The 22552-nt window shown below is 35.5% G+C and carries 21 protein-coding genes; 14 read left to right on the top strand and 7 right to left on the bottom strand.

What is annotated here, in order from left to right; translation table 11 throughout:
• Positions 1-38 precede the first annotated feature (38 nt).
• The 3 genes from rnr (at position 39) to G6O73_RS07395 (ending at position 4155) form a co-directional block, all read left to right on the top strand.
• Positions 39-2369, top strand: a complete 2331-nt coding sequence (gene rnr / locus G6O73_RS07405; RefSeq protein ID WP_057886400.1) for a ribonuclease R — start codon at positions 39-41, stop codon at positions 2367-2369.
• Between the two features lie 34 nt (positions 2370-2403).
• Complete coding sequence (gene smpB, locus G6O73_RS07400; RefSeq protein ID WP_057886399.1) at positions 2404-2871, top strand: SsrA-binding protein SmpB; 468 nt, start codon at positions 2404-2406, stop codon at positions 2869-2871.
• 165 nt (positions 2872-3036) lie between these two features.
• Positions 3037-4155 carry a 3D domain-containing protein gene (locus G6O73_RS07395; protein WP_057886398.1) on the top strand — a complete coding sequence of 373 codons (1119 nt, stop codon included), beginning with the start codon at positions 3037-3039 and terminating at the stop codon, positions 4153-4155.
• 203 nt (positions 4156-4358) lie between these two features.
• Here G6O73_RS07395 and G6O73_RS07390 read toward each other — a convergent pair whose 3' ends face one another.
• From G6O73_RS07390 to G6O73_RS07380, 3 genes are read right to left on the bottom strand one after another with little or no spacing between them, the layout of a single operon-like run.
• Entirely contained in the window at positions 4359-4925 is a 567-nt protein-coding gene (locus G6O73_RS07390; protein ID WP_057886397.1) for a GNAT family N-acetyltransferase, read from the bottom strand.
• A gap of 13 nt (positions 4926-4938) precedes the next feature.
• On the bottom strand, positions 4939-5454 hold the full coding sequence (locus G6O73_RS07385) for an LURP-one-related/scramblase family protein (protein ID WP_057886396.1): 516 nt from the start codon (positions 5452-5454) through the stop codon (positions 4939-4941).
• A 37-nt stretch (positions 5455-5491) separates the two neighbouring features.
• Positions 5492-6358: a Cof-type HAD-IIB family hydrolase gene (locus tag G6O73_RS07380; RefSeq protein ID WP_057886395.1), complete on the bottom strand. Its 867-nt coding sequence runs from the start codon at positions 6356-6358 to the stop codon at positions 5492-5494.
• Positions 6359-6509: 151 nt separating this feature from the next.
• On the opposite strand from G6O73_RS07380, the gene G6O73_RS07375 reads away from it, so the two are divergent.
• From G6O73_RS07375 to tsaE, 3 genes are read left to right on the top strand one after another with little or no spacing between them, the layout of a single operon-like run.
• Positions 6510-7202 (top strand): uracil-DNA glycosylase, encoded by a 693-nt coding sequence (locus G6O73_RS07375; protein WP_057886394.1) that lies wholly within the window; start codon positions 6510-6512, stop codon positions 7200-7202.
• 26 nt (positions 7203-7228) lie between these two features.
• Positions 7229-8206: a phosphate acetyltransferase gene (gene pta, locus G6O73_RS07370; protein WP_057886393.1), complete on the top strand. Its 978-nt coding sequence runs from the start codon at positions 7229-7231 to the stop codon at positions 8204-8206.
• 30 nt (positions 8207-8236) lie between these two features.
• A complete protein-coding gene (tsaE, locus tag G6O73_RS07365) occupies positions 8237-8716 on the top strand; it encodes a tRNA (adenosine(37)-N6)-threonylcarbamoyltransferase complex ATPase subunit type 1 TsaE (protein ID WP_268871656.1) in 480 nt (159 codons plus the stop codon).
• A gap of 88 nt (positions 8717-8804) precedes the next feature.
• Here the strand turns inward: tsaE and G6O73_RS07360 are convergent, their stop codons facing one another.
• On the bottom strand, positions 8805-9371 hold the full coding sequence (locus G6O73_RS07360; RefSeq protein WP_057886392.1) for a TIGR01440 family protein: 567 nt from the start codon (positions 9369-9371) through the stop codon (positions 8805-8807).
• A 240-nt stretch (positions 9372-9611) separates the two neighbouring features.
• On the opposite strand from G6O73_RS07360, the gene nrdD reads away from it, so the two are divergent.
• Both nrdD and nrdG read left to right on the top strand, forming a co-directional pair.
• Entirely contained in the window at positions 9612-11774 is a 2163-nt protein-coding gene (nrdD, locus tag G6O73_RS07355; RefSeq protein ID WP_057886391.1) for an anaerobic ribonucleoside-triphosphate reductase, read from the top strand.
• A 1-nt stretch (position 11775) separates the two neighbouring features.
• Positions 11776-12360, top strand: a complete 585-nt coding sequence (nrdG, locus tag G6O73_RS07350; protein WP_157056705.1) for an anaerobic ribonucleoside-triphosphate reductase activating protein — start codon at positions 11776-11778, stop codon at positions 12358-12360.
• A 54-nt stretch (positions 12361-12414) separates the two neighbouring features.
• On the opposite strand, the gene G6O73_RS07345 is transcribed toward nrdG, so the two are convergent.
• Both G6O73_RS07345 and G6O73_RS07340 read right to left on the bottom strand, forming a co-directional pair.
• Positions 12415-12969, bottom strand: a complete 555-nt coding sequence (locus tag G6O73_RS07345; RefSeq protein ID WP_057886389.1) for a M15 family metallopeptidase — start codon at positions 12967-12969, stop codon at positions 12415-12417.
• Positions 12970-12993: 24 nt separating this feature from the next.
• Entirely contained in the window at positions 12994-13446 is a 453-nt protein-coding gene (locus G6O73_RS07340) for a hypothetical protein (RefSeq protein ID WP_057886388.1), read from the bottom strand.
• Positions 13447-14290: 844 nt separating this feature from the next.
• On the opposite strand from G6O73_RS07340, the gene spxA reads away from it, so the two are divergent.
• The 4 genes from spxA to pepF all read left to right on the top strand — a co-directional run bounded on the left by spxA (position 14291) and on the right by pepF (position 19672).
• The gene (gene spxA / locus G6O73_RS07335) at positions 14291-14689 is read left to right on the top strand and encodes a transcriptional regulator SpxA (RefSeq protein ID WP_057886387.1); all 399 of its coding nucleotides are present in this window, start codon (positions 14291-14293) and stop codon (positions 14687-14689) included.
• Positions 14690-14935: 246 nt separating this feature from the next.
• Complete coding sequence (locus G6O73_RS07330; RefSeq protein ID WP_057886386.1) at positions 14936-15691, top strand: adaptor protein MecA; 756 nt, start codon at positions 14936-14938, stop codon at positions 15689-15691.
• 123 nt (positions 15692-15814) lie between these two features.
• Complete coding sequence (locus tag G6O73_RS07325; RefSeq protein WP_057886385.1) at positions 15815-16822, top strand: competence protein CoiA; 1008 nt, start codon at positions 15815-15817, stop codon at positions 16820-16822.
• A 1047-nt stretch (positions 16823-17869) separates the two neighbouring features.
• Entirely contained in the window at positions 17870-19672 is a 1803-nt protein-coding gene (gene pepF / locus G6O73_RS07320; protein WP_083478538.1) for an oligoendopeptidase F, read from the top strand.
• 303 nt (positions 19673-19975) lie between these two features.
• On the opposite strand, the gene G6O73_RS07315 is transcribed toward pepF, so the two are convergent.
• On the bottom strand, positions 19976-20611 hold the full coding sequence (locus tag G6O73_RS07315; protein ID WP_057886384.1) for a DsbA family protein: 636 nt from the start codon (positions 20609-20611) through the stop codon (positions 19976-19978).
• A 261-nt stretch (positions 20612-20872) separates the two neighbouring features.
• On the opposite strand from G6O73_RS07315, the gene G6O73_RS07310 reads away from it, so the two are divergent.
• Positions 20873-21679 carry an NAD kinase gene (locus G6O73_RS07310; RefSeq protein WP_057886383.1) on the top strand — a complete coding sequence of 269 codons (807 nt, stop codon included), beginning with the start codon at positions 20873-20875 and terminating at the stop codon, positions 21677-21679.
• Positions 21669-22550: an RluA family pseudouridine synthase gene (locus G6O73_RS07305; protein WP_057886382.1), complete on the top strand. Its 882-nt coding sequence runs from the start codon at positions 21669-21671 to the stop codon at positions 22548-22550. The genes G6O73_RS07310 and G6O73_RS07305 overlap by 11 nt, the downstream gene beginning before the upstream one ends.
• The last annotated feature ends 2 nt before the right edge of the window (positions 22551-22552 follow it).

Below are 22552 nucleotides of genomic sequence, written 5' to 3'. Positions count from 1 at the left end.
TATCGAAAATACACTTAGAAATTCAAATGAGGAATTAAATGGACAGAGAAAAAATTAAAGCAAGTTTATTGAATATTTTAAAGAATTCGCCTGATCAGGAATTTACGGTACAAGAATTGGCCGATGATTTGATGATGAAGCGCTCAGAACAATTTAAACAAGTTGTTCAAGCTTTAGCACAACTTGAACAAGAAAAAAAAATAACACTCAATCAAAATGGAGCTTTTACACTTGCTCGCGACGAATCGATGCCAACTGTAGTCGGCGAATTCCATGCAACTGAGCGTGGTTTTGGCTTTGTAACAGTTGACCCAGAGTTACCAGATTACTTTATCAATCCAACTCAAACAATGTCTGCTTTGAATGGTGATCAGGTTGAAGTTGCTGAATTACGTTCGGCTGACAAAAAGATGGGACGGGGACCGGAAGGCAAGATCGTCGCAATAATTCAACATGCCTTGACACAAGTGGTGGGAGAATTTTTTATTGATGAAACTTCTGAATATCCAAAACATGTTTTGGGAGAAGTCAAGCTAAAGGATAAAAAGTTAAGTCGTTATCGCTTTTTAATCGGTAAAGATGGATTACATCCAGTTCCCGGTGAAATTATTTTAGCAGAAATTACGGCTTATCCTAATTCTCATTTACCAGGAATTCTAGAAGGAATTGCAACTAAAGTTATTGGTAATGTAAATGATCCTGGAATTGATATTCTTCAAGTAGTTTATCAACATGATTTGCCAACAGCTTTTCCAGATGATGTAATGGAACAGGTTGCTAAAATTCCTGATGAAGTAACTCCAGCTGAAAAGGTTGGCAGGGTTGACTTAACAGATCAAGACCTAGTAACAATTGATAGTATTGAATCTAAGGATTTGGATGATGCTGTTACTGCGTGGAAGTTGCCAAATGGTCACTATCATTTGGGGGTCCATATTGCAGATGTTTCTCATTACGTTGTTCCAGGAACTCCGCTAGATCGTGAAGCTTATCAGCGTGGAACTTCAGTTTATTTAGCTGATCGAGTAATTCCGATGTTACCACCGAAACTTTCAAATGGAATTTGTTCATTGAACCCGCAGGTCGAGCGATTAGCAATGAGTTGTGAAATGGAAATTGATAATCAAGGTCAAGTAATTGCTCATCGAATCTTTCCAAGTGTTATTAAAACAACTGAAAGAATGACTTACAAAGCAGTTAATAATATTTTAGAGTCACATGATCAGAAGACAATTGAACGTTATCAAAAATTGGTTCCAATGTTTCAAGCGATGGCAGAGTTACACAAAATTTTACAGAAAATGCGACATCGTCGTGGAGCAATTGAATTTGAGGATGATGAGGCAAAAATTATTCTTGATTCTCAAGGACATCCGATTGACATTGTTTTACGTCAACGGGGTCTAGGTGAGAAGTTAGTTGAATCATTTATGCTAGCAGCAAACGAAACTGTCGCAGCACATTTTCATGAGTTGAAAGTACCTTTTATCTATCGAATTCATGAAACACCAAAACCAGAAAAAATGTTAAACTTTATGGAAATTCTATCGAGTATTGGCTTACAGGTTAAGGGAAATGTTCATAATGTTAAACCGAAAATGTTGCAAGATATTTTGAAAGAAGTTGCTGGCAAACCGGAGGAAACGATGGTATCAACAATGTTGTTGCGTTCAATGCAACAGGCTAAATATGCTGCTGATCCATTAGGACATTTTGGTTTAGGAGCAGAAGACTATACACATTTTACTTCTCCAATTAGACGTTATCCAGATTTGTTAGTTCATCGATTAATCAGATTTTATCGAGAAAAGGGACTGGAAACGGAAGAAAAGGATCATTTGTCCGAGAAGATTCCTGAAATTGCTTTGCATAGTTCACAAATGGAACGTCGAGCAGTTGATACTGAACGAGATACCGATGCGATGAAGAAAGCAGAATATATGGCGGATCATGTTGGTGATGAGTTTGAAGCTGTTGTGAGCTCGGTTACTAAATTTGGAATGTTTGTAGCACTACCGAATACTGTTGAAGGACTTGTGCATATTAATGAAATGCATGATGATTTTTATGAGTTCTTAGAAAAGCAAATGGCATTGGTGGGTCGAAAGACCAAGAGAACTTATCGAATTGGTCAACCAATCAAAGTTAAACTTTTGTCGGTTGATGTTGATCAAAAAGAAGTTAATTTCAAAATTATGAATCCTCAGGCAGCACCAAAAACAGATTTATTAAAGAAATATGGTTCAATTAACCAGCCACAAAAGCGTTCACACCAACATAATTTTCAAAATAAAAATCAGCATCGTAATATAAAACAACAGCGCGGTGGTTTTCGACCTTTTAAGGAAAAATTTAAAAAAACACATTAAGTATTAGCAGTGACTACGATAAGGGAGTGATTTAATGGCGCAAGGCAAAAAATTTGAACGACCATTAGCTCAAAATAAAAAGGCTGGTCATGATTATTCAATTATCGATACGGTTGAAGCTGGAATGGTTTTGACAGGAACAGAGATAAAATCTGTTCGGGCCAGGCGGATTAATTTGAAAGATGGTTTTGCTCAGATTAGAAATGGTGAGGCTTGGTTGTTAAATGTGCACATTTCACCATATGATCAGGGAAATCAATTCAATCATGATCCCCTGCGAAATCGTAAATTGTTGCTTCATCGAAAAGAATTACGTCATTTAACTGCACAATTAAGCGATAAGGGCTTGACATTAGTTCCTTTGAAAGTATATTTGAAACACGGATATGCCAAAGTTTTATTGGGTGTTGCTAAGGGAAAACATGCTTACGATAAACGTGAGACAATAAAAAAAAGGGATCAAGATCGTCAAATTCAACGTGCATTGAAAAATTATGGTTAATAGTAGTTTTTGATTATGAATCACTTCTTAGTTTTGTACAAAGGAGAGATTCTTTTTTTTACATATTATTTAGTAATTTGACATTATCTAGTAACATCTTGTAATCAGAATGCAATCGTGTTAACACACTCGATGAGTATAATGTTACCTTGAGGGTGAATAGATATGGATGAAATAAAAAAAGTAAATTTTAGTAGATTAATGTTAATAGGAATATTGTTTGCGAGCGGCTTTTTCTTCAATTTGCCGGATAAGGTAGTGGCTAGTGATGTGTCTAACTTACAACAACAGCAAAAAAATGTGCAACAAGAATTAGATCAAAACAATGATCAGTTGGCAGCAAAGGTAGCAACTGTGAACCAGACCTATCAACAGCTAAAAAGTATTCAACAACAACAATCAAAGACCAGCAATAATTTAAAACAAGCGAAAATACAACTAGCAGTTGCTAAGAAACAAAAAAAGCAGCGAGTTAGTCAAGAAAAAATCAGATTGCGTGATTTACAGCAAACAGAAGGAACACAATCTGGCTTGCAATTTTTGCAACAATCAAGAAGTTTTAGTCAATGGTTAGGAAATCTAGTTGCACTTAGTCGTTTGCAAAGTGCGTATAATCAAAGCTTGACTGCAGTATCTGAAAGTATTAAAGATTTGCATAATAGTCAAAAAAAATTAACCTTGGCGCAAGCCTCCTTAAAGCAGCAAGCGGGACAAATTGCTACCAAAAAGGCTGAATTAAATGATTCAATTCAAAAGTTACAGAACTTGGTTAATAGCAACCAACAAAAAATAAAGTTGTTGGCTAATCAAGTTTCATGGGCTAAGAATTCTGAAAAAGAACAGCAAGCAGCAGCTGAAACAACTAGTGCAGCGGTAAGCAGCTCAAGTGAAAGCAGCTCAACAACTTCAAGTAGTTCTTCCTCGACTAAGGTTTCAAATTCTAATAATAGTCAGAGTACACTTGATAGTTCCTCTGATAGTTCCTCAGAATCAAATAATGGCAAAACTTTAACTATGCAAGCTACCGGCTACTCAACTGCTGAAGCTGGAGCAAGTAGTTATAGCGCACTTGGAATAAATCTTCAACAACACCCGAGTTGCGTTGCTGTTGATCCAAGTGTTATTCCATTAGGAAGTGTTATTTGGGTTTCTGGCTATGGAGTTTCAATTGCTGGAGATACTGGTGGGGCAATTAAAGGAAATATTATTGATTTGCATTTTTCAAGCGTTGCGCAAGCAACCGCTTGGGGGAGAAAAAATGTTACAGTTAAAGTCTTGAATTGAAGTTTATTGTAAAATGCGAAACTTGATTTCAAGTTGGTAATATAATTACAACAAGATTAATAGATCAATAAAGAAGGCAGGATAATTAGTTATACCTACCTTCTTTATTTTGGTTTGGATGATATTGTTTGATTTTCAACTCAGGCTTTATCAAAAGTAACCAGTTAAGTTAGTCAAACTAATTAATTTTAGACGTTAAACCATTAAATTTGATAAATTAAATGGTTGTAAAAATGTTGACTCAGTTTTGTTGTTCCGACTTTTTTAAAGCCTAATCGGCGATAAAGTTTTTCTGCTTGTGGGTTAGCCCAATCTACATTTAAACCAATTTGCTTTTTTTCATGGCTTTTTGCTAGGGATGGCAGCTTTTTCAATAAGGCAGTTCCAATTCCTTGACCCTGATAATTTGGAGAAACAGCAATTGAGTCGAGATACCATTCATTATCAAAAGCCTCGTCATCTTCAAATAACTCAGTGTCAGCAGGCAAGCCTACTTTTGGAAAATTATTAACTAGGGTTTGATTAATTAAATTTTCTTTTTCATTAGGATACCCCCAAGCGAAGCCGGCAATTTTCCCCTGATCTTCAGCTACAATGGTTTGTGCGGCATCCTTAAGATAATTGGAATCACTAAATGAATATTGGATCACTTGATCTAATTTTTTAGTAGGAATTACTTTAAGAGATGGTAACTCCATTTCAGCTAGAATTATTTTAAATAATGGAACAATTTGTGCAGCATCATTTTTCACTGCAGCTCGGATATACAAATTAATAACCTCCTTAATCAAATCTGATATTTAAATTATAATTTTTTTTCAAATGTTGAACGGGTTTTTGAGCGAAATAATCAAGAATTGCTACAATACAAAGACAGAGAGATTCATTTTCAACAGCTGAAATTTTTAATTCGAGATAGTTTCCCGTCAACATAGAAACTTCAGATAATTGCATAATTAAATCGCGACCATGATAAATACGGTAATTAAATGAATAAATGTCGCCAACAATCATCCAGTTTAACTTATTAACCAACAACAAATCTTTTTTTCCGAAGTGGTATCTTCTAAGATTGCCAACTAATTGTTGATGGGAGTAAAGTTTAAAGCAAGGAAAGATGCCAAAACCGGTTTGCTTGATCTCGGCTAACAATTTACCTGAGATTGCATAAACCGATAAAACATCATTACGGCGTCCCCATTTACCAACGACTAAATAAACAGCTTGTGAATTTCTGTCAGTCACAGTTGAAGCTCCTTGATGAGCTAATCGAAACTTACGCGCATATAATGTTCGCAATTGATGACGCCTCCTTTACTCAAGGTTGACTTTGGCTTTATTTCTCAGCTAGAACTTCATTAATTGCTTGGGCAACTCCGTTTTCAACATTGCTAGTTGTCAGTCTTTTAGCTGTTTGTTTAACCGAATTGATTGCATTTTCCATGGCGTAACTAACTCCAGCAACCCTAAGCATTGAGAGATCATTATTATTATCGCCGATTGCCATGACATTATCCATTGGAACATTTAATCGATCAGCATAAGTTTGCAGAGCAGTTCCTTTTTGAGCATTAATGTGGTTGATTTCAATATTTGACTCTGATGATGAGGTTACAATTAGTGAATCAATTTTTTGGATTTTTTGTTTTATTGGATCTAAAACCGCGTGACCTTTATTACTGAAAGCTACAATTTTATAAATGCTGATATGTGGATCTGCAGCTAATTCGAAGTAATTATCTGTATAATTAACATTCATTAATTCCATTCGTGCGGCCGCTAATGAAACTGCTAATTTGAATGGAGTTTCTGGATTGATGTTAGTTAATAATTCAGCAAAATTTTCAATTCTTTTTGGTTGATTATCTGAGTAAATACCTTTGGAGGTTATTACTTCAAAGTATAGTTTCTGATTTTTTAGAAAGTGCATGATTTTACTTGCTAAATGATCAGAAATTGGCGCTGAGCTTAGCATTTTACCAGTTTCATCGAAAACTTGAGCTCCGTTTAAAGTAATTAAAGGGCAGTTAAAACCAGCGTTATCAATTAATGGTTTGATTTCAGTATACCCACGTCCAGAAGAAACAATAAAATGAACCCCAGCAGCTTGTGCTTTTTTTACTGCCGCCGCATTTGTCGGTGAAATTACCATTTTGTCATTTAAAAGAGTACCATCCATATCAGAAGCAATAATTTGAATCATTTAATTTACCTCACTTTATATCAACAGCTTTTCTTCCATCTTACCATGAAAGTGTTTTTTTTTTTAGTCTGACTGTCTTTCTTAGGAGAATATTTTTATATCAACGTGAATTGAATTAAATTTATGGTAAAATAAACGAGAGGTGTCGTAAATGAAAACGCTTATTCACAATGAATGGCAGGATGTTCTTGGTCCTGAATTTGAAAAAGAATACTATCTTAAGTTGCATAAATTTTTAAAACAGGAATATGCAACCAAAGAAATCCATCCAGATATGTTTCATATTTTTGAAGCGTTTGAATGGACTCCATTTGACCAAGTCAAAGTTTGTATCTTAGGTCAAGATCCTTATCATGGTCCTCATCAGGCTCACGGCTGTAGTTTTTCCGTTTTACCTGGTGTTAAGTTACCGCCATCTTTAATCAACATTTACAAAGAATTAAAAAATGATTTAGGGATTGAACCGGTAAATCATGGTTATTTAAAAAAGTGGGCGGATCAGGGAGTATTATTGCTCAACACTGTTTTGACAGTTAGAGACGGGATGGCTTTCTCACATCGAGGCAAGGGATGGGAACAATTAACTGATCAAGCAATTATAGCTTTGTCGCAACGAACTCAACCAGTTGTTTTTATTTTGTGGGGGAAAGCAGCTCAGAATAAGATTTCATTAATCGACACTAAGCGCAACATAGTTTTACAATCGGCCCACCCAAGTCCTTTGTCGGCTCATCGGGGCTTTTTCGGATCACGGCCATTTTCTAAAACTAATGCAGCATTGGAAGCTATGGGAGAAAAACCGATTGATTGGCAGTTGCCAGTCGAACCGGGGAAAATTGATTAGAGAAAACATTCGAGGAGGTTCTTGTAATGAGTTTATTTAGTGAATTGATTGAGCAGGTCAAGCAACAACCACAGAAAATTGTTTTTCCTGAAGGAAATGATGCTCGGGTAGTTAAGGCTGCCGTTCGTTTGGCAGAAGACCAGGTGATTTTCCCCGTTGTTTTGGGTGAAAAAACTGAAGTAACTCAATTAGCTGGCAAAAGATTACCTGACCAGCTTGAAGTGATTGATCCTAAAAATTATCCAGCAGCAGATTTTGATCAAATGGTGGCGGCTTTTGTTGAGCGTCGAAAAGGCAAAAATACTGAAGAACAGGCTCGTCAAATGTTACAAGACGTTAATTACTTTGGAACAATGTTAGTTTACTTAGGAAAAGTAGCAGGCTTAGTTTCAGGTGCAGTACATCCAACCGGTGATACTGTCCGACCGGCTTTGCAGATTATTAAAACTAAACCGGGTATTTCTCGAACCAGTGGCGCTTTTATTATGACACGCAATGATGACCAAGAAAGGTATTTGTTTGCAGATTGTGCCATCAATATTTCGCCAGATGCGCAGCAGTTAGCCGAAATTGCGGTTGAGAGCGCGAAGACTGCACGTTTATTTAAAATCGATCCCAAGATTGCGCTACTTAGTTTTTCGACTAAAGGTTCAGCTAAAGCAGATGAAGTAACAAAGGTAGCAGAAGCTGCAAAAATTGCTAAAAAATTAGCTCCCGAGGAAGCTATTGATGGAGAACTGCAATTTGATGCAGCTTTTGTGCCGAGCGTTGCTAAACAAAAAGCACCTGGATCAACGGTTGCAGGTCACGCAAATGTTTTTGTATTTCCTGAATTGCAGTCGGGAAATATTGGCTATAAAATTGCTCAACGTTTAGGTGGATTTTCTGCAGTTGGGCCGATTTTGCAAGGACTTAATCAACCTGTTTCTGATCTTTCACGTGGTGCAAGTGAAGATGATGTTTATAAGGTGGCGGTAATTACAGCTTTGCAGGCAACGATGTAATAGAATTTTGTGAAATGGGGAGGAACTTTTTTGTTAGAAATTAAGTCGAATGGTCCAAATGAAACTCAAATGGTGGCGGAAAAATTAGCCGCGTTGCTTCAACCTAATGATTTAATTTTGTTAATCGGTGATTTAGGAAGTGGTAAAACAACTTTTACTCAGGGATTAGCTGCCGGTTTGAAAATTGATCATCATGTTAAAAGTCCAACTTTTAACATTGTCAATGAATATCATCAGGGACGATTACCATTATTTCATCTAGATGTTTATCGACTTGAAAAAACTGGTGGAGCGGATCTTGGCCTTGAGGAATATTTTGATGGCGGCGGAGTCAGTGTTGTTGAGTGGCCTAAGTTCATCAGCCAGGAGTTACCACCGGAGTTTTTGCAAATTAAGCTGCAAAGAGGTGTCACAATCCATGATGATGATCAGCGGAAGTTAGTTTTTACTGCTAACGGTGTACGTTATCAACAATTATTGTTGGATTTGAAGCTGCAATTGAAAAAATAAAGTTTCTGTAGATTTTATAAATAAAAGTCACTTGAGTTGAAATTCTTATTCGGCTCAAGTGGCTTTTTGGTAATCATATAAGCAATTTTTATTTTTGTGGGGTGTGCCATTCGTATTTTGCTCGTTGGCCACCGATAAGTTTAGGTCTGCTTCTTAAGTAGGTAACGTGTGCAGCACCAATTTCTTTAACTGATGTTCGTACTGGAATTTGGACAAATTTAACATGCATCCCAATTGAAGTATCACCAATATCCATTCCAGCTTGAGCAACAATGTGTTCAACTTCAACCGGATGATTGAAACTTTCGAATGCAGCCATCTGAGTTGCTCCACCAGCATGAAGTGAAGGAAAGACAGTAACAATTTCAAAGCCTTGAACTTTGGCAACTTCTTTTTCAACTATCAAAGCTCGGTTGAGGTGCTCACAACCTTGGACAGCTAAGTTTAGTTGTCTTTCCTTTAACAGTGGCAACAAAGTTTTAATAATTGTACGTCCAATGGTTAAATTGGAATTTTTACCAATGTGGTCACCTTGAATTTCACTAGTGCTACAACCTAATACAAATAAATCCCCAGCTTCAAGTTGTGCTGTTTGTAAAAGCTCGCTAGCTCCTTGTTTCACTTGGGTAGCCAAGGTTTTTAAGTTAATTTCCAAAAAAATCTCTCCTTTGTTTTTAGTAATTCATTATACTGCTAAATCGATTCGATGCAATTTTGCTCAAAAAAAAATTTGCTGGTTTTTCGAACGGCGCAAAGCCTTGGTAGTTTTGAAATTTTCAAGGTTAGCTTTTACACCATATATTGTGTGAAGCCGTTTCCTAAAATACTATCTATTGTATTAAAACAGTAATCGGGTTAAAATGAATCACAGAAAGAATTAATGGAGGCAACAGAAATGGCTGAAGAAGAAACAATGATCGTGAAGAAAAACGCAATTCAAGTACCGACAATTTTAATTAAACGTGATGGAACGCAAATGCCATTTGCCGTTTATAAACTGCGTCTGGTATTTGATCAGCTGCAGTTAGATGATGTTATTCAAGCTAAGGTAATCAACACACTCTTGGGTAAACTTAATCAATCCGTTGTGACGGCTGAAAATGTTTACCGCGAAGTTGTGGTTTCATTAAACGAGCTCGGGCTTAATCAACAGGCAATTAAATATGTCCAAGGGCATAAAGAACTTCAAAAAAAGTGGCAGCAAGCAATTGATCCAACACAGCGCTTGGAACGACTACAAGAAAATGATCCTACTTTAATCCATGAGAATGCTAACAAGGATTGTCGAGTTTTTAATACTCAACGGGATTTAACCGCCGGAGCAGTCGGCAAAACTTTAGGCTTGAAGTTGATGCCAGAGCATATTGCTAAAGCTCATTTGCGCGGGGATATTCATTACCATGATTTAGATTATACACCATGGAGTCCGATGACAAATTGTTGTTTAATCGATTTTAAGGAAATGTTGACGAATGGATTTAAAATTGGCAATGCAGAAGTCGAGAGCCCACATTCAATCCAAACGGCGACAGCACAGATGGCACAAATTATTGCTAATGTTGCATCTAGTCAATACGGTGGATGTTCAGCTGACCGTGTCGATGAGTTATTGGCCCCATTTGCCAAGAAAAATTATTTTAAACATTTAAGTGAATCAGCTGATTACATTGATGATCCTGCTAAACAAAAACAATTTGCAATTAAAAGAACTAAAAAGGATATTTATGATGCGATGCAAGGGCTTGAATATGAAATTAATACCTTGTTTTCTTCTCAAGGCCAAACACCTTTTACCACATTGGGCTTTGGTTTAGGCAAAACTTGGATTGAACGTGAGATTCAAAAGTCGATTTTGAAAGTGAGAATTATTGGGTTAGGTAGAGAGAAAAGAACAGCAATTTTCCCCAAGTTGATTTTTACTTTGAAGAAAGGTTTAAATTTAGCGCCAACTGATCCAAATTATGATATTAAAGAATTAGCTGTTGAGTGTGCTACTAAAAGAATGTATCCCGATATTTTAATGTATGACAAGATTAAAGAATTGACCGGTAGTTTCAAAACACCAATGGGTTGTCGCAGTTTTTTACAAGGTTGGAAAGACGAACAAGGTCGCGAAGTAAATTCTGGTCGGATGAATTTGGGAGTTGTTACGGTAAACTTGCCGCGAATTGCACTGGAAGCTAAGGGAGATCAGCATTTGTTTTGGGAGATTTTCAATGAGAAAATGCGGATTTGTAAAGAGGCATTAGTTTTCAAAGTAAATCGAGTTAAACAAGCACAACCAGAAAATGCTCCAATTTTGTATCAGTATGGAGCATTTGGCAAGCGATTGAAACCAGGAGATGATGTTGATCAGCTTTTTAAGCATCGTCGAGCAACAGTTTCATTAGGTTATATTGGCCTTTACGAAGTGGGAACGGTCTTTTACGGCCCTAATTGGGAAAAAAATCCAGTAGCGCATGATTTTACGCTGGCAATTGTCAAAGCATTAAAAGACAATTGTGTTCGTTGGTCAGATGAATATGATTATCATTTTAGTGTTTATTCAACACCAAGTGAATCTTTGACTGATCGTTTTTGCGAATTAGATAAGGAAAAATTTGGTGAAGTTGCTGACATTACAGCTAAAGACTACTATACAAATAGTTTTCATTATGATGTTCGCAAGCATCCTAGTCCATTTGAAAAGTTGACCTTTGAGATGGATTATCCTAAATATGCCTCTGGTGGCTTTATCCATTATTGTGAATATCCAAATTTAAAACAGAATCCTAAGGCGCTTGAGTCTGTTTGGGATTGGGCCTATGACAAAATTGGATATTTGGGCACCAATACCCCGATTGATCATTGTTTTAAATGTGGATTCGAAGGTGAATTTAAAGCGACTGCTCGAGGATTCGAGTGTCCCACATGTGGAAATCATGATCCTAAAACTTGTGATTGTGTTAAGAGAACTTGTGGTTACTTGGGAAATCCGTTGGTTCGCCCAATGGTTCATGGACGTCATGTAGAGATTGCTTCACGGGCTAAAAATTTATTTAGTGGGGATGATGAGTAAGATGCCTTTATCCAAAGAACGACAACCTAAAAATCCACAGCCAAATGAATGGTTGGCCAGTGAGTTAAGTCAACAGTATATTGCTGATTATAAGCCATTTAATTTTGTTGATGGTGAAGGCGTTCGCTGCAGTTTATATGTTAGTGGATGCAAATTTGCCTGTCCTGGTTGTTATAATAAAGCTGCTCAAAGTTTCCACTATGGAGTTCCTTACACTCAAGATTTAGAAGATGCAATCATCAAGGATGTAAGTGAATCATATTGTCAAGGATTAACTTTGCTAGGCGGAGAACCGTTTTTGAATACTCAAGTTTGCATTAAATTAGTAAAACGAATTCGACAAGAATTTGGTCATACTAAAGATATTTGGTCTTGGACAGGTTATCGATGGAATGAGTTACTACGTGATTCAAATGATAAATTAGAGTTACTGTCTTTGATTGATGTTTTGGTTGATGATCGCTTTATGTTAGCAAAAAAAGATTTGACACTACAGTTTCGAGGCAGTTCTAATCAAAGAATTATTAATGTTCCAGCATCATTAAAAGCTGGTCGTGTTGTTTTATGGGATCGTTTATTAAAATAAAAGAAGGTCATGAATCGAACAACGGTTCATGACCTTCTTTGGCTCAATAAAAGTTTAATAATCATTCGGATCTGCTTGGGCTGGTGGATAGTTGTCCATTTCACGGTCACGATAGTCCCACCATTCTTCGGGATAACCGATAAAACCAGCAGCTTCCATCGCCTGATTTAAGATTTGATAATTTTTTTCTTGGATTGCAGTGCGCTGGTAATTACGATGAGCTTTGATAGAAAAGTCATCGAAACCACTTTGCATTTCGATTTCATTGCCAGTTTCATCAGTTAGGGTTAAATCAAAGGTAACCCCTTTTTGATGACTGAAATTTGGATCTGGCTGGGCAACAAAGGTTGGATCAGGGTAAACTTCAAACAGTTTCTTCTGTGCAGTAACCGGTCGAAAAGCATCCCAAACTTTAATTCGATAGCCTTTATGAGCCAATATATTGCTTGCATTAGCAAGCTTTTTAGCTGTTCCGGTTCGAGCAATAGCAGTTGAAAAGTCATAAACAATTTGCTGAGTAAAATTATTTTTTGTAGCGTAGCGTAGATCAACAATAATAGTAGGGGCTAACTTTTGAATATTGCTAAAACCTAAATCACTTGCTTGCATGAATAACTCCTCCTTAAATGATTATTAACTGTTAAAGTAACGAACATAGTTACTATTGAGTAAATCTTTATTTTGCCAGATATCTTGTTGAGATTTCCAATATTGATAATCTTCAATTTGAGACCAATTAGTAATTAATAGAAATTCAAAGTCACGTTTAGGCTTTTGTCCGAGGACAAAGGTTGACAATTTCTCCAGAAGTTGTTTTTTACTCTGCTGAAATTCTTTTTGTTGATTGGTATCCAAACTAAAATAATCTAGACAATAGATCTGATTAGGTAATAGTTCAAACTTGCCTTCAAGTAAATTAAAACTTAAACCAGATTTGAAGACTGTTGGCAGATCAGAAAAATCGAGTAATAAAAAATCTGTCTCATTTTCAAACGGTTTAAGCATCAGAAAATTTCGGTCGTTATGTTGTGCAACGACCTTAGTTAAGATTTCTTTTGAACCCAACGTTAAATGAAATTGCTTCAATAAAATCAACCTCCTAAAAATAGATTTACTTGTGTTATAATTTCGGTAACTAATAGTAAGTGACAATATTTAGAATTTAGTAAAAATAAAGAGACTGTATGATGAAGATCAAAGAGAAAAGACAATAAATTATTTTTGAATGTTTAATTCACTAATTACTAAATATATAAATTACTATTAATTTGATCATATCGCTGATTGCGGTGTTTTACAATATTATTGGTAGTTAATTACTGCCGAAACTTGTAAATTCTTAAAGGAAATATCAAAAGGGTTACCGTTGAAAAATATTTCTCTTTTACAGTTAAGATTTTTGAATAAGAAACGCTAGGTATGAAAATCTTTGTTATTTATTTTTTTTCATAATCTGGAGGTTAATCAAGAAGAATTTTAAGTTTTGAAAGACAGCTGTTAAAATAATAAGCACAAAAACAAAACATAAACAGAAAATTTATAAGCCTTAATTTCTCAAAACTTTACTTTTGATTTTAAATTGTAAAAGTTAAAATATAATAAATATATTCTGAGGAGTTAATCGTTTAACTTGCTAGTGTTATCAAGCTTTTTTAGTAGATATATTATTTTGTTGAAATCTAATATAACTACTAAATTAATGTATTAATAAGATTTATTTAATGTGTATCATCTTAAACATTTTCGTTTTAACGATTTTTTGCTGCGATATCTAAGTAATACTAAGCATTTTCATTTCAAAGAAAAGAAAATTCGCTAATTTATTTACTTTTTTTTCAAAAAAAGGTATCAATTTTTTGAATCAAGCGGTATAATATACTTGTAGACGATATTAATTGTTGCTGGTTCAAGGGTAAAGGAGCGAAAAAATATGGTTACTCTATATACATCACCAAGTTGCACCTCTTGTCGTAAAGCACGGGCGTGGTTAAAGGAACATGATATTCCTTTTAAAGAGCGTAATATTTTTTCCGAACCGTTAAGCATTAATGAAATTAAACAAATTTTACAGATGACTGAAAATGGTACGGAAGAGATTATCTCAAAACGTTCAAAAGCTTATCAAAAATTGCATATTGATTTGGACGAATTACCATTGCAGAATTTATTCGAATTGATTCAACATGATCCGGGATTGTTAAGAAGGCCTATTATTCTCGATGAGAAACGATTACAGGTTGGTTACAATGAAGATGAAATTCGTCGCTTTTTACCACGTGAAGTGCGTGCATTAGAATTGAAAAGAATCCAAGCAATGGCAGGGTATTAAAAGGAACTTTTAACAAGGATAATAAAATTTAAGCGCTTTTAGAAGTTAAAGCTGTGAACCTAAGCTAATGTTCACAGCTTTTTGTTAATTTCGAGCAGCTATACTTGCTCGAAAATAATTGAAAAAATGAATTTTTTTGAATTATTGTCAATTTATCAAAGTATTTGGGCTAAAGTACTTTACAATTTTTGAAATTTAGTTATCATAAAGCGAGAGGGTGCTTCGGAAAGGTGGTTGACCATTATTATGGAAATGGAAAAAATCAATGATAACACGATTCGTGTTTTACTTGAAACTGATGATTTGACCGAACGCGGCATTACTGTCCTCGACTTGCTAGGAAATCATAAAGAAATTGAAAACTTTTTTTATAGCATTTTAGAAGAAGTTGATGTGGATCATGAATTTCGTGAAAATGATGCGGTCACATTTCAGCTATTGCCAAATCGCAATGGATTAGAACTGTTCATTAGTAAAGTTGATGCTAAAGATGATGAAAAAATGAATTTTGATGACAATGAAGAAATTGAAAAAGGTGAAGAAACAGATGGATCAGATGTTGTTGATTTAACATTCCTTGATCCAAATAAGAAGATTCCTGAAGATGTTCGAAAAAAAATTACCTCTTCACTTTCTAAATTAACACCTAAGAAAAAAGCGATCAGTGACGATGGCGATGGCGTTTCAGGCTATTTAAAAAATCATGATGTTAAACAAAAGCATTATGTAATTGCTTTTGCTGATTTCGAAGATTTTATTCAAGCAGCTAAAGTTTTGAAAAACGAGGAACTAGCTTCAAACCTATATTTATTGGATGGTCGTTATTATCTTGATGTTGTCTTTTTTGTTGATCAAACAAATGGTCAGCAAATTGAAGATACTCTATCCTTGTTGGCTGAATTCGGGGAAAAGATTAGCTTATCTTACGCAATTCTACATGAACGAGGCAAATGTTTAATGGCTTCTTCGGCATTAGAATTAGCAAGATACTATTTTAAATAGTTTTTTCATAACTGAATATTTAAGAAAATCAACCTAGTATTTAAATGGGTTGATTTTTTTGATTATTTTTGTAATTAAAAAAAATAGTGCAGTTTGTCGTATTTAAATTATGAGGTGATTTAAATGCTGACAGCTCAGCTTAAAACGGGTGAAATTGTCCAGGCAAAAAATGCTGATGTATCCATGAAGTATTATTGTCCAATTTGTAAACAACTTTTAATTTTGAAAAGTGGTGATCTGCGAATAAAGCATTTTGCCCACTTGAATAATTGTAGTTTAAAAGATCATGAAGCAGAAACTGTTGAACATTTGGCAGGAAAAATACATTTGCAACAAAAATTTAAGTTAGCTGGCTATAACGGAAATTTAGAACAATATCTGCCATTACTTAGACAACGACCAGATTTATTGTTAGATCTAACCTCTGGTAAAAAACTGGCGATTGAATATCAATGTGCGCCCCTAACAGTCGAAGCCTTGTGTCAACGGACCCAGGGATATCTAACTCATGGAATTCAATGTTGGTGGATTTTAGGCGAAAACTATTGGTTAAAACGAAAAATAACACAAAAAATTGCTCAATTTATGCGTTGGCATCCTAATCTTGGATTTTATTTAGTGTACTATTTTCCTAAGTATCGTCATTTCCGGTTAGTTTATCAAATTCAGCAAGCTGACTTCTTAAAGATTAGTTATCAACAATTCATTACAGAACGTTTGTCAGTTCTCCAGTGTTTTATGCGTAAATCAACAGTGCCAAATAATATTTCTTCCAGTTTGAGGATTATCCAACAAAGAAATTTTGAACGGGCTTGCTGTTTTTATCAGGGCTCCTTATTTGAGGAACAGATTGCTTGGTATGAAAAGGGAATTAATTTTCGACTTTTGGGAATTAAATTATTTGAAATTGCCTCAAATTTACCAATTTTTGCTGAAAAGCAATTAATTTGGCAAAGTAGAATATTACGTATGCAAGATCGTAGGCTTTTTTCAGAAATTTCATTTCCAGTTGATAAAATTGCTGTTTGGCAGCTACCTTTAATTAAAAATCAGTTTTTTATTAAACAAACTTTTGATCAATTTAGAAATCAAATTTTGCAAACTAATTTTTTAGAAAATAGTTGTCATTGACTTAATTAAAAATCAGTCAGAAAGCTCCTAATTTTTATTAAGTGGATGAATACCTAATTACTTATCGATGTACCGTTTTACGGCGTCTTTATTCATGAACTATCCCAAAATTTCTGTTGCTTTATTTCGGAGTGTTTTTTACAAAGCAACTGGTCAGATCCACTTTTGAAAGTTTTAATTACATTGGTGGTTGTCTATTTTGGCAGGTGAACATAGTCTGGCATAATTTTCAGATGTTCAAATAGCTATTTCACGCAAGCTAACTTTGAGGTCTTTTACCCGTTGTGGTGTTGAAAATACAGTATTACGATATTTAATTATTCGTAAGAGCGCTTAATCTTAGTTTGTAAAGGCTTTATATTTGTTTAGATGTTATAATAATTTTATCACCAGCAGAAAAATAATTGGGCAAGATTTATGGTACTGTTTCGTATTCATTATGGTGTTAAAATTGCGAATTTTATCCTCCATTGCGCAATGACAATAATTATCAGAAACAACTAAAGTCGCCAATCGTTGTAAAAAATTCTTTTTCTCCGTTTCGGCAACACTTATCAAGAACTACGATTAATTGTCACTGAAGAATTAAGAAGCAAAAATTTGCTGCAAAATCGCGTCCTAGCTATGAGCATTTCTGATGTTGGTTGGTGCATTTTTATAGGAATGCTTGCCTATAAGCTAAGCTGTACGAAAAAATTGTTACAGTCAATCCTAGAAACGTGACCCAGACATGCTGGAATTGTGGTTTTGTCACAGAAACTGGAGCTACTAACAAACTTACACTAACTGAGCGTAATTGGACATCTCTCCAAGGTAGTACTTACTGTATTCGTAACCATAAAGCAGCTAGAAATGTAAATATTCAGTTCGGGCAACCTTCAGACACTAAGGACTTTAGTAATTAGCACGTAAGATCTGTTTGTATATCTAAGCAAATTGTGCTCGTTGTACTGTCGGTGCAGTTTCCACAAGCTTTTGACTTTTAGTCAGGAGTGGTTGACAATAAATTTGGTGATATGATTAATATACAGAAAAGAAGTGATAGTGGTGAGTGATTTTATTAAACTTCCACAACGGGAGCAACTTTCAGTAGAAATGACCTGGGATTTGAGCAAAATATATGACGATGATCAAGCCTTTATGGTTGATTTCAAACAGGTTAAATTTATGACTGAAAATTTGATTAAATTGAAGGGAAGTCTAGCTGGGGGAGCATCAGCTTTTTTAAAAGCGATTAAACTATTATTTTCACTTGAACGAAAATTTGACAAAGTATTCGTTTATGCAAACTTAAAGAATGATCAAGATACCAGCAATCAGACTTATCAAGGCTTTTTTTCGCAAGTTCAGCAATTGCAAGCTAGGGTAGCAGCGGCTAGTTCATGGATAGCACCTGAACTGCTACAGCTTTCAGAACAAAAATTAGAAACGTATTTACAGAATGAACCAGAATTAAAAAATTATCAGCAATTTATTAAGGAAATTACTCGATTACGTTCACATGTGTTAGCAGATAGCGAAGAAGAGTTGCTGGCCCAAGCATCAGATGTTTTTGCCGCACCGGAAAACATTTTTGAAACATTGAATGATACAGATTTGAAATTTCCAATTGTAAAAGATGCTCAAGGACAAAACGTTGAACTTTCACAAGGAACTTATGATCGTTTGATTCAATCGAGCAATCGTCAGGTGCGAAAAGCTGCTTTTCGTGCATTATATCAACCGTATCAACAATTTAAAAACACTTTTGCCAAGACTTTGGCTGCACAAGTGCGATTACAAAATTTTTCGGCACATGTTCATCATTATTCTAATGCACAAACCGCGGCTTTGACAGCAAATCAAATACCAGTTACAGTTTATCAACAATTGATAGAACAAGTGCATGCTAATTTACCATTATTGCAGCGCTATGTGGCACTTAGAAAGAAAATATTGCAGCTTGAGCAAGTGCATATGTACGACCTTTATACCCCACTTATTGAGCAGCCAGAAAAAAATTACTCTTATCAACAAGGACAAAAAATTATTGAGCAAACTTTGCAAATTTTTGGAGAAGAATATCTCTCTGAGGTTAAGCAAGCTTTTGCTCAGCGATGGATTGATGTACCAGAAAATCGTGGCAAGCGTAGTGGTGCATATTCTTCAGGTATGTATGATACACCAGCTTATATTCTACTTAACTGGCAAAGTAATCTCGAGAGTGTATATACCCTGATACACGAAATGGGTCATAGCATGCATTCGACTTTTAGCGCACATTATCAACCATATCAAACAAGTAATTATTCAATTTTTTTGGCGGAAATCGCTTCAACTACAAATGAAAATTTACTAACAACTCACTTATTACAAGAACAGAAAAAACCGGCAGTGCGAGCATATTTATTGAACCATTTTCTTGATGGATTTAAGGGGACGATTTTTCGACAAGCTCAATTTGCAGAATTTGAGCAGTGGCTTCACACGCAAGACGCAGCTGGAGTACCCTTAACAGCAGATCGAATCAGTAATTATTATTTTGATTTAAATCAAAAATATTATGGTCAAGAGGTAGCCGCAGATGCGGAAATCGCTTTTGAATGGGCTCGTATTCCACATTTTTACTATGATTTTTATGTTTATCAGTATGCGACAGGATTTGCCGCAGCAACCGCATTCAGTCAGCAAATTTCAACAAATGGTCCACAAAAATATTTAAAATTTTTAAAAGCTGGTAGTTCAGCTGATCCATTAACGATTATTGATCAAGCTGGGGTCGACATGAAACAACCAACTTATTTGCAGCGAGCTTTCAAATTGTTTGATCAAAGACTACGTGAATTGGAAAGTTTGTTGAATGAAAACTAAGCTTTAAGTGAATTTGGGTTTCAATCTTGAATATTTGAAAAAAGAAAGGGACGCTTCATTGTTGAAGTGTCTCTTTCTTTACGCGCCCAATACTAGGCTCGCTGTGGCCTGAGTTGATTCAATAAGCTGTGTTGTAGGCTTTAAATCTACCTTAAGAAAAAAATGGAGAACTTTGGACAAGTTTATTCGTCCAAAGCCCTCCAAAAAACCAGAAGTGCTTAAGCTGTTGCCGTCGTATCTTGAATCATACAGACGATAGTGTGAGAGGTCGGTGGGTGATTCGCCGACCGGCTATGAAATCACTTATAAAATATGCAGGTTAGGGTTTGAATGATTTCGACTTTGTTTAGTCCTACTAGGTTCGCCCAGTAGGTCATTCATTTTACCAGTGCAAAGATCAGACAAGAGTTGATAGGAAGTACATTCGGTTAATGAAACACCACAATCAACACCATTCAAATTGTAAACAACAATTGTTGGAAAGGTCTCCACATTCATTTCGGCAGCCATTTGCATGTCTTGATGAAAGGAGTTAATGGTAAATTCAGAGTGACGATCGTGATTAAACATTTCATGGTCCAAATTGCAGTTAACTGCAATTTGATGAACTAATTCTTCAGAATATATTGAATTTTTATCAACAATTTCATGTTGCAAGTCTAACAAGAATTTACGACCACGTTTTTTTCCTTGAAAAAGTGCTGCTTTGTAGTCTAAAGAAGCTTGATAGGCTTGGTGATAGACTTGGTTTCTTAAAGATAGATCATTTAATGGAATTGAATTTTCCTCCATCATTGATGCAGTGGTCGCCAGATTTAAAAATGGAATAAAGCGAAACCGGATTTTATTTTGTAGTTCAGTAGCTAATTTCATAATAATTTGTTCTGAATGGTAACAAGTACTACCAATCGGATTGATAAACAGGTATAACTCCAGCAACGAATTTTCCCCCACTCGAATTAGTTATGCTCGTAGATTAGTTTCTAAGCTAACTCTACTTTAACAAAAAAAAATATTTTTTCAATGTTTCTGTTTAAGGTTTAAGATTACAGACACAGATAAGTTGGTTATGTTACACTATGGTTGTTTCAACGCTATTTTGCTAGCTAGAAACATTATCAATTTATTTTAATCTTTCAAAGTGGCATAATAATTGCAATTGAAAGAAACTAAAATTATTCTGAATAGAAGAGGTTAGCTATGAAAATTGCCATATATGCAAATGACGGACGGCAATCGATGGCTGTTAGTCGTAAACTATATCAGAAATTTGCTGATACGCATTTTATTTTTGATAACGATCATCCTGATATTGTGGTAACTGTTGGCGGGGACGGAACATTATTGTCAGCTTTTCATAAATACGCTGCAATTATTGATTCAGTTCGCTTTGTCAGTGTCCATACTGGACATTTAGGATTCTACACTGATTGGCGGGATGATGAAATTGATGATTTAGTTATTAGTTTGCAGTCGGACAACGGTCAATCGGTAAGCTATCCTTTGTTAGATATCCGAGTTAAATATAAAGGGACCCCTAAAGCTGCTAATTACCTAGCTTTAAATGAGGCAACCTTAAAACGCAGTAATGCAACCATGGTAACCGATGTCTATATTGGCGGTGAATTTTTTGAAAAATTTCGGGGTGATGGTCTATGTATTTCAACACCAACTGGGTCAACCGCCTACAATAAATCTTTGGGCGGAGCTGTTATCCATCCTAATTTGAAAGTACTTCAAGTAACCGAAATTAGTTCAATTAATAACCGGGTCTTTCGGACACTTAGTTCGCCAATGATCATCGCTCCCAGTGATTGGGTAACGCTTGTTCCTAGTGAAGGGCGAGATTATTCATTAACTGTCGATCAGCAAAATTATCATGGAAAACAAATTGAACAATTACGTTTTAAAATTTCTAAGAAAAGCATTCGTTTTGCTAAATATCGTCATATGCAATTTTGGCGCCGAGTTCAAGATGCCTTTATCGGGGCTGAATATGAAAATTGAATGGACTTACCAAGGCGAAAAACAAATTAAAATTCGAACATTTTTAAAGAACCAGGGGGTTTCAAGACGTTTGGCAACAGCGATTCGCCATCATGGTGGTCAGTTGTTACTAAACGGAAAAGATTGTCGCCGAATTAATCAGATTTTTCCGGCTGATCATTTGGTGATGAGATTGCCACCAGAAACTACTACTCTGGTTCCTTCCTTTGTGCCAATTAGTATTAGATATGAGGATCGTGATCTTTTGATTATTGAAAAACCACCACGGGTTGCATCAATTCCATCACCATTACATCCCACGGACTCACTGATGAATCGTGTGTGGGGTTATTATTTGGTTCGTGGCTATCAAAAAATTACGCCGCATATTGTTACGCGACTTGATCGCGATACTTCTGGCTTGGTATTGATTGCTAAGCATCGATTTGCACATGCATTGTTAAATGATTTAGCGGTAAAACAAATCAAAAAAGAATATTTAGCAATTTTAAGTGGACAAGTAAAAACGACGGTGGCAATAATTGCCTTGCCATTAAAACGTGATCCAAATTCTTTAATTCGACGGCAGGTAGCTGTTAGTGGAGGAAAGTTTGCCGCAACAAAATTATGGCGGCAACAGTTATTAAAGAATGCTTGTCTTTGTCGCCTGCGACTTTACACTGGACGAACTCATCAAATTCGGGTGCATTGTGCTTTTTGCGGTCATCCTTTGGTTGGTGATACAGTGTATGGTGGAAAATTAACTAAGCAATTGGATCGCCAAGGATTACACTGCTGTTATTTAGAGTTTCATCAACCCTTTAGTGGAAAACTAATTCAAGTTTACAGCCCATTACCGGTAGATATGGCAAAATTTGTTAAGTTAAATTAAAT

Origin of the sequence: Liquorilactobacillus nagelii DSM 13675 (assembly GCF_019444005.1) — a bacterium.
Classification (GTDB): Bacteria; Bacillota; Bacilli; order Lactobacillales; family Lactobacillaceae; genus Liquorilactobacillus; species Liquorilactobacillus nagelii.
This window is presented reverse-complemented; position numbering and strand designations above follow the sequence as displayed.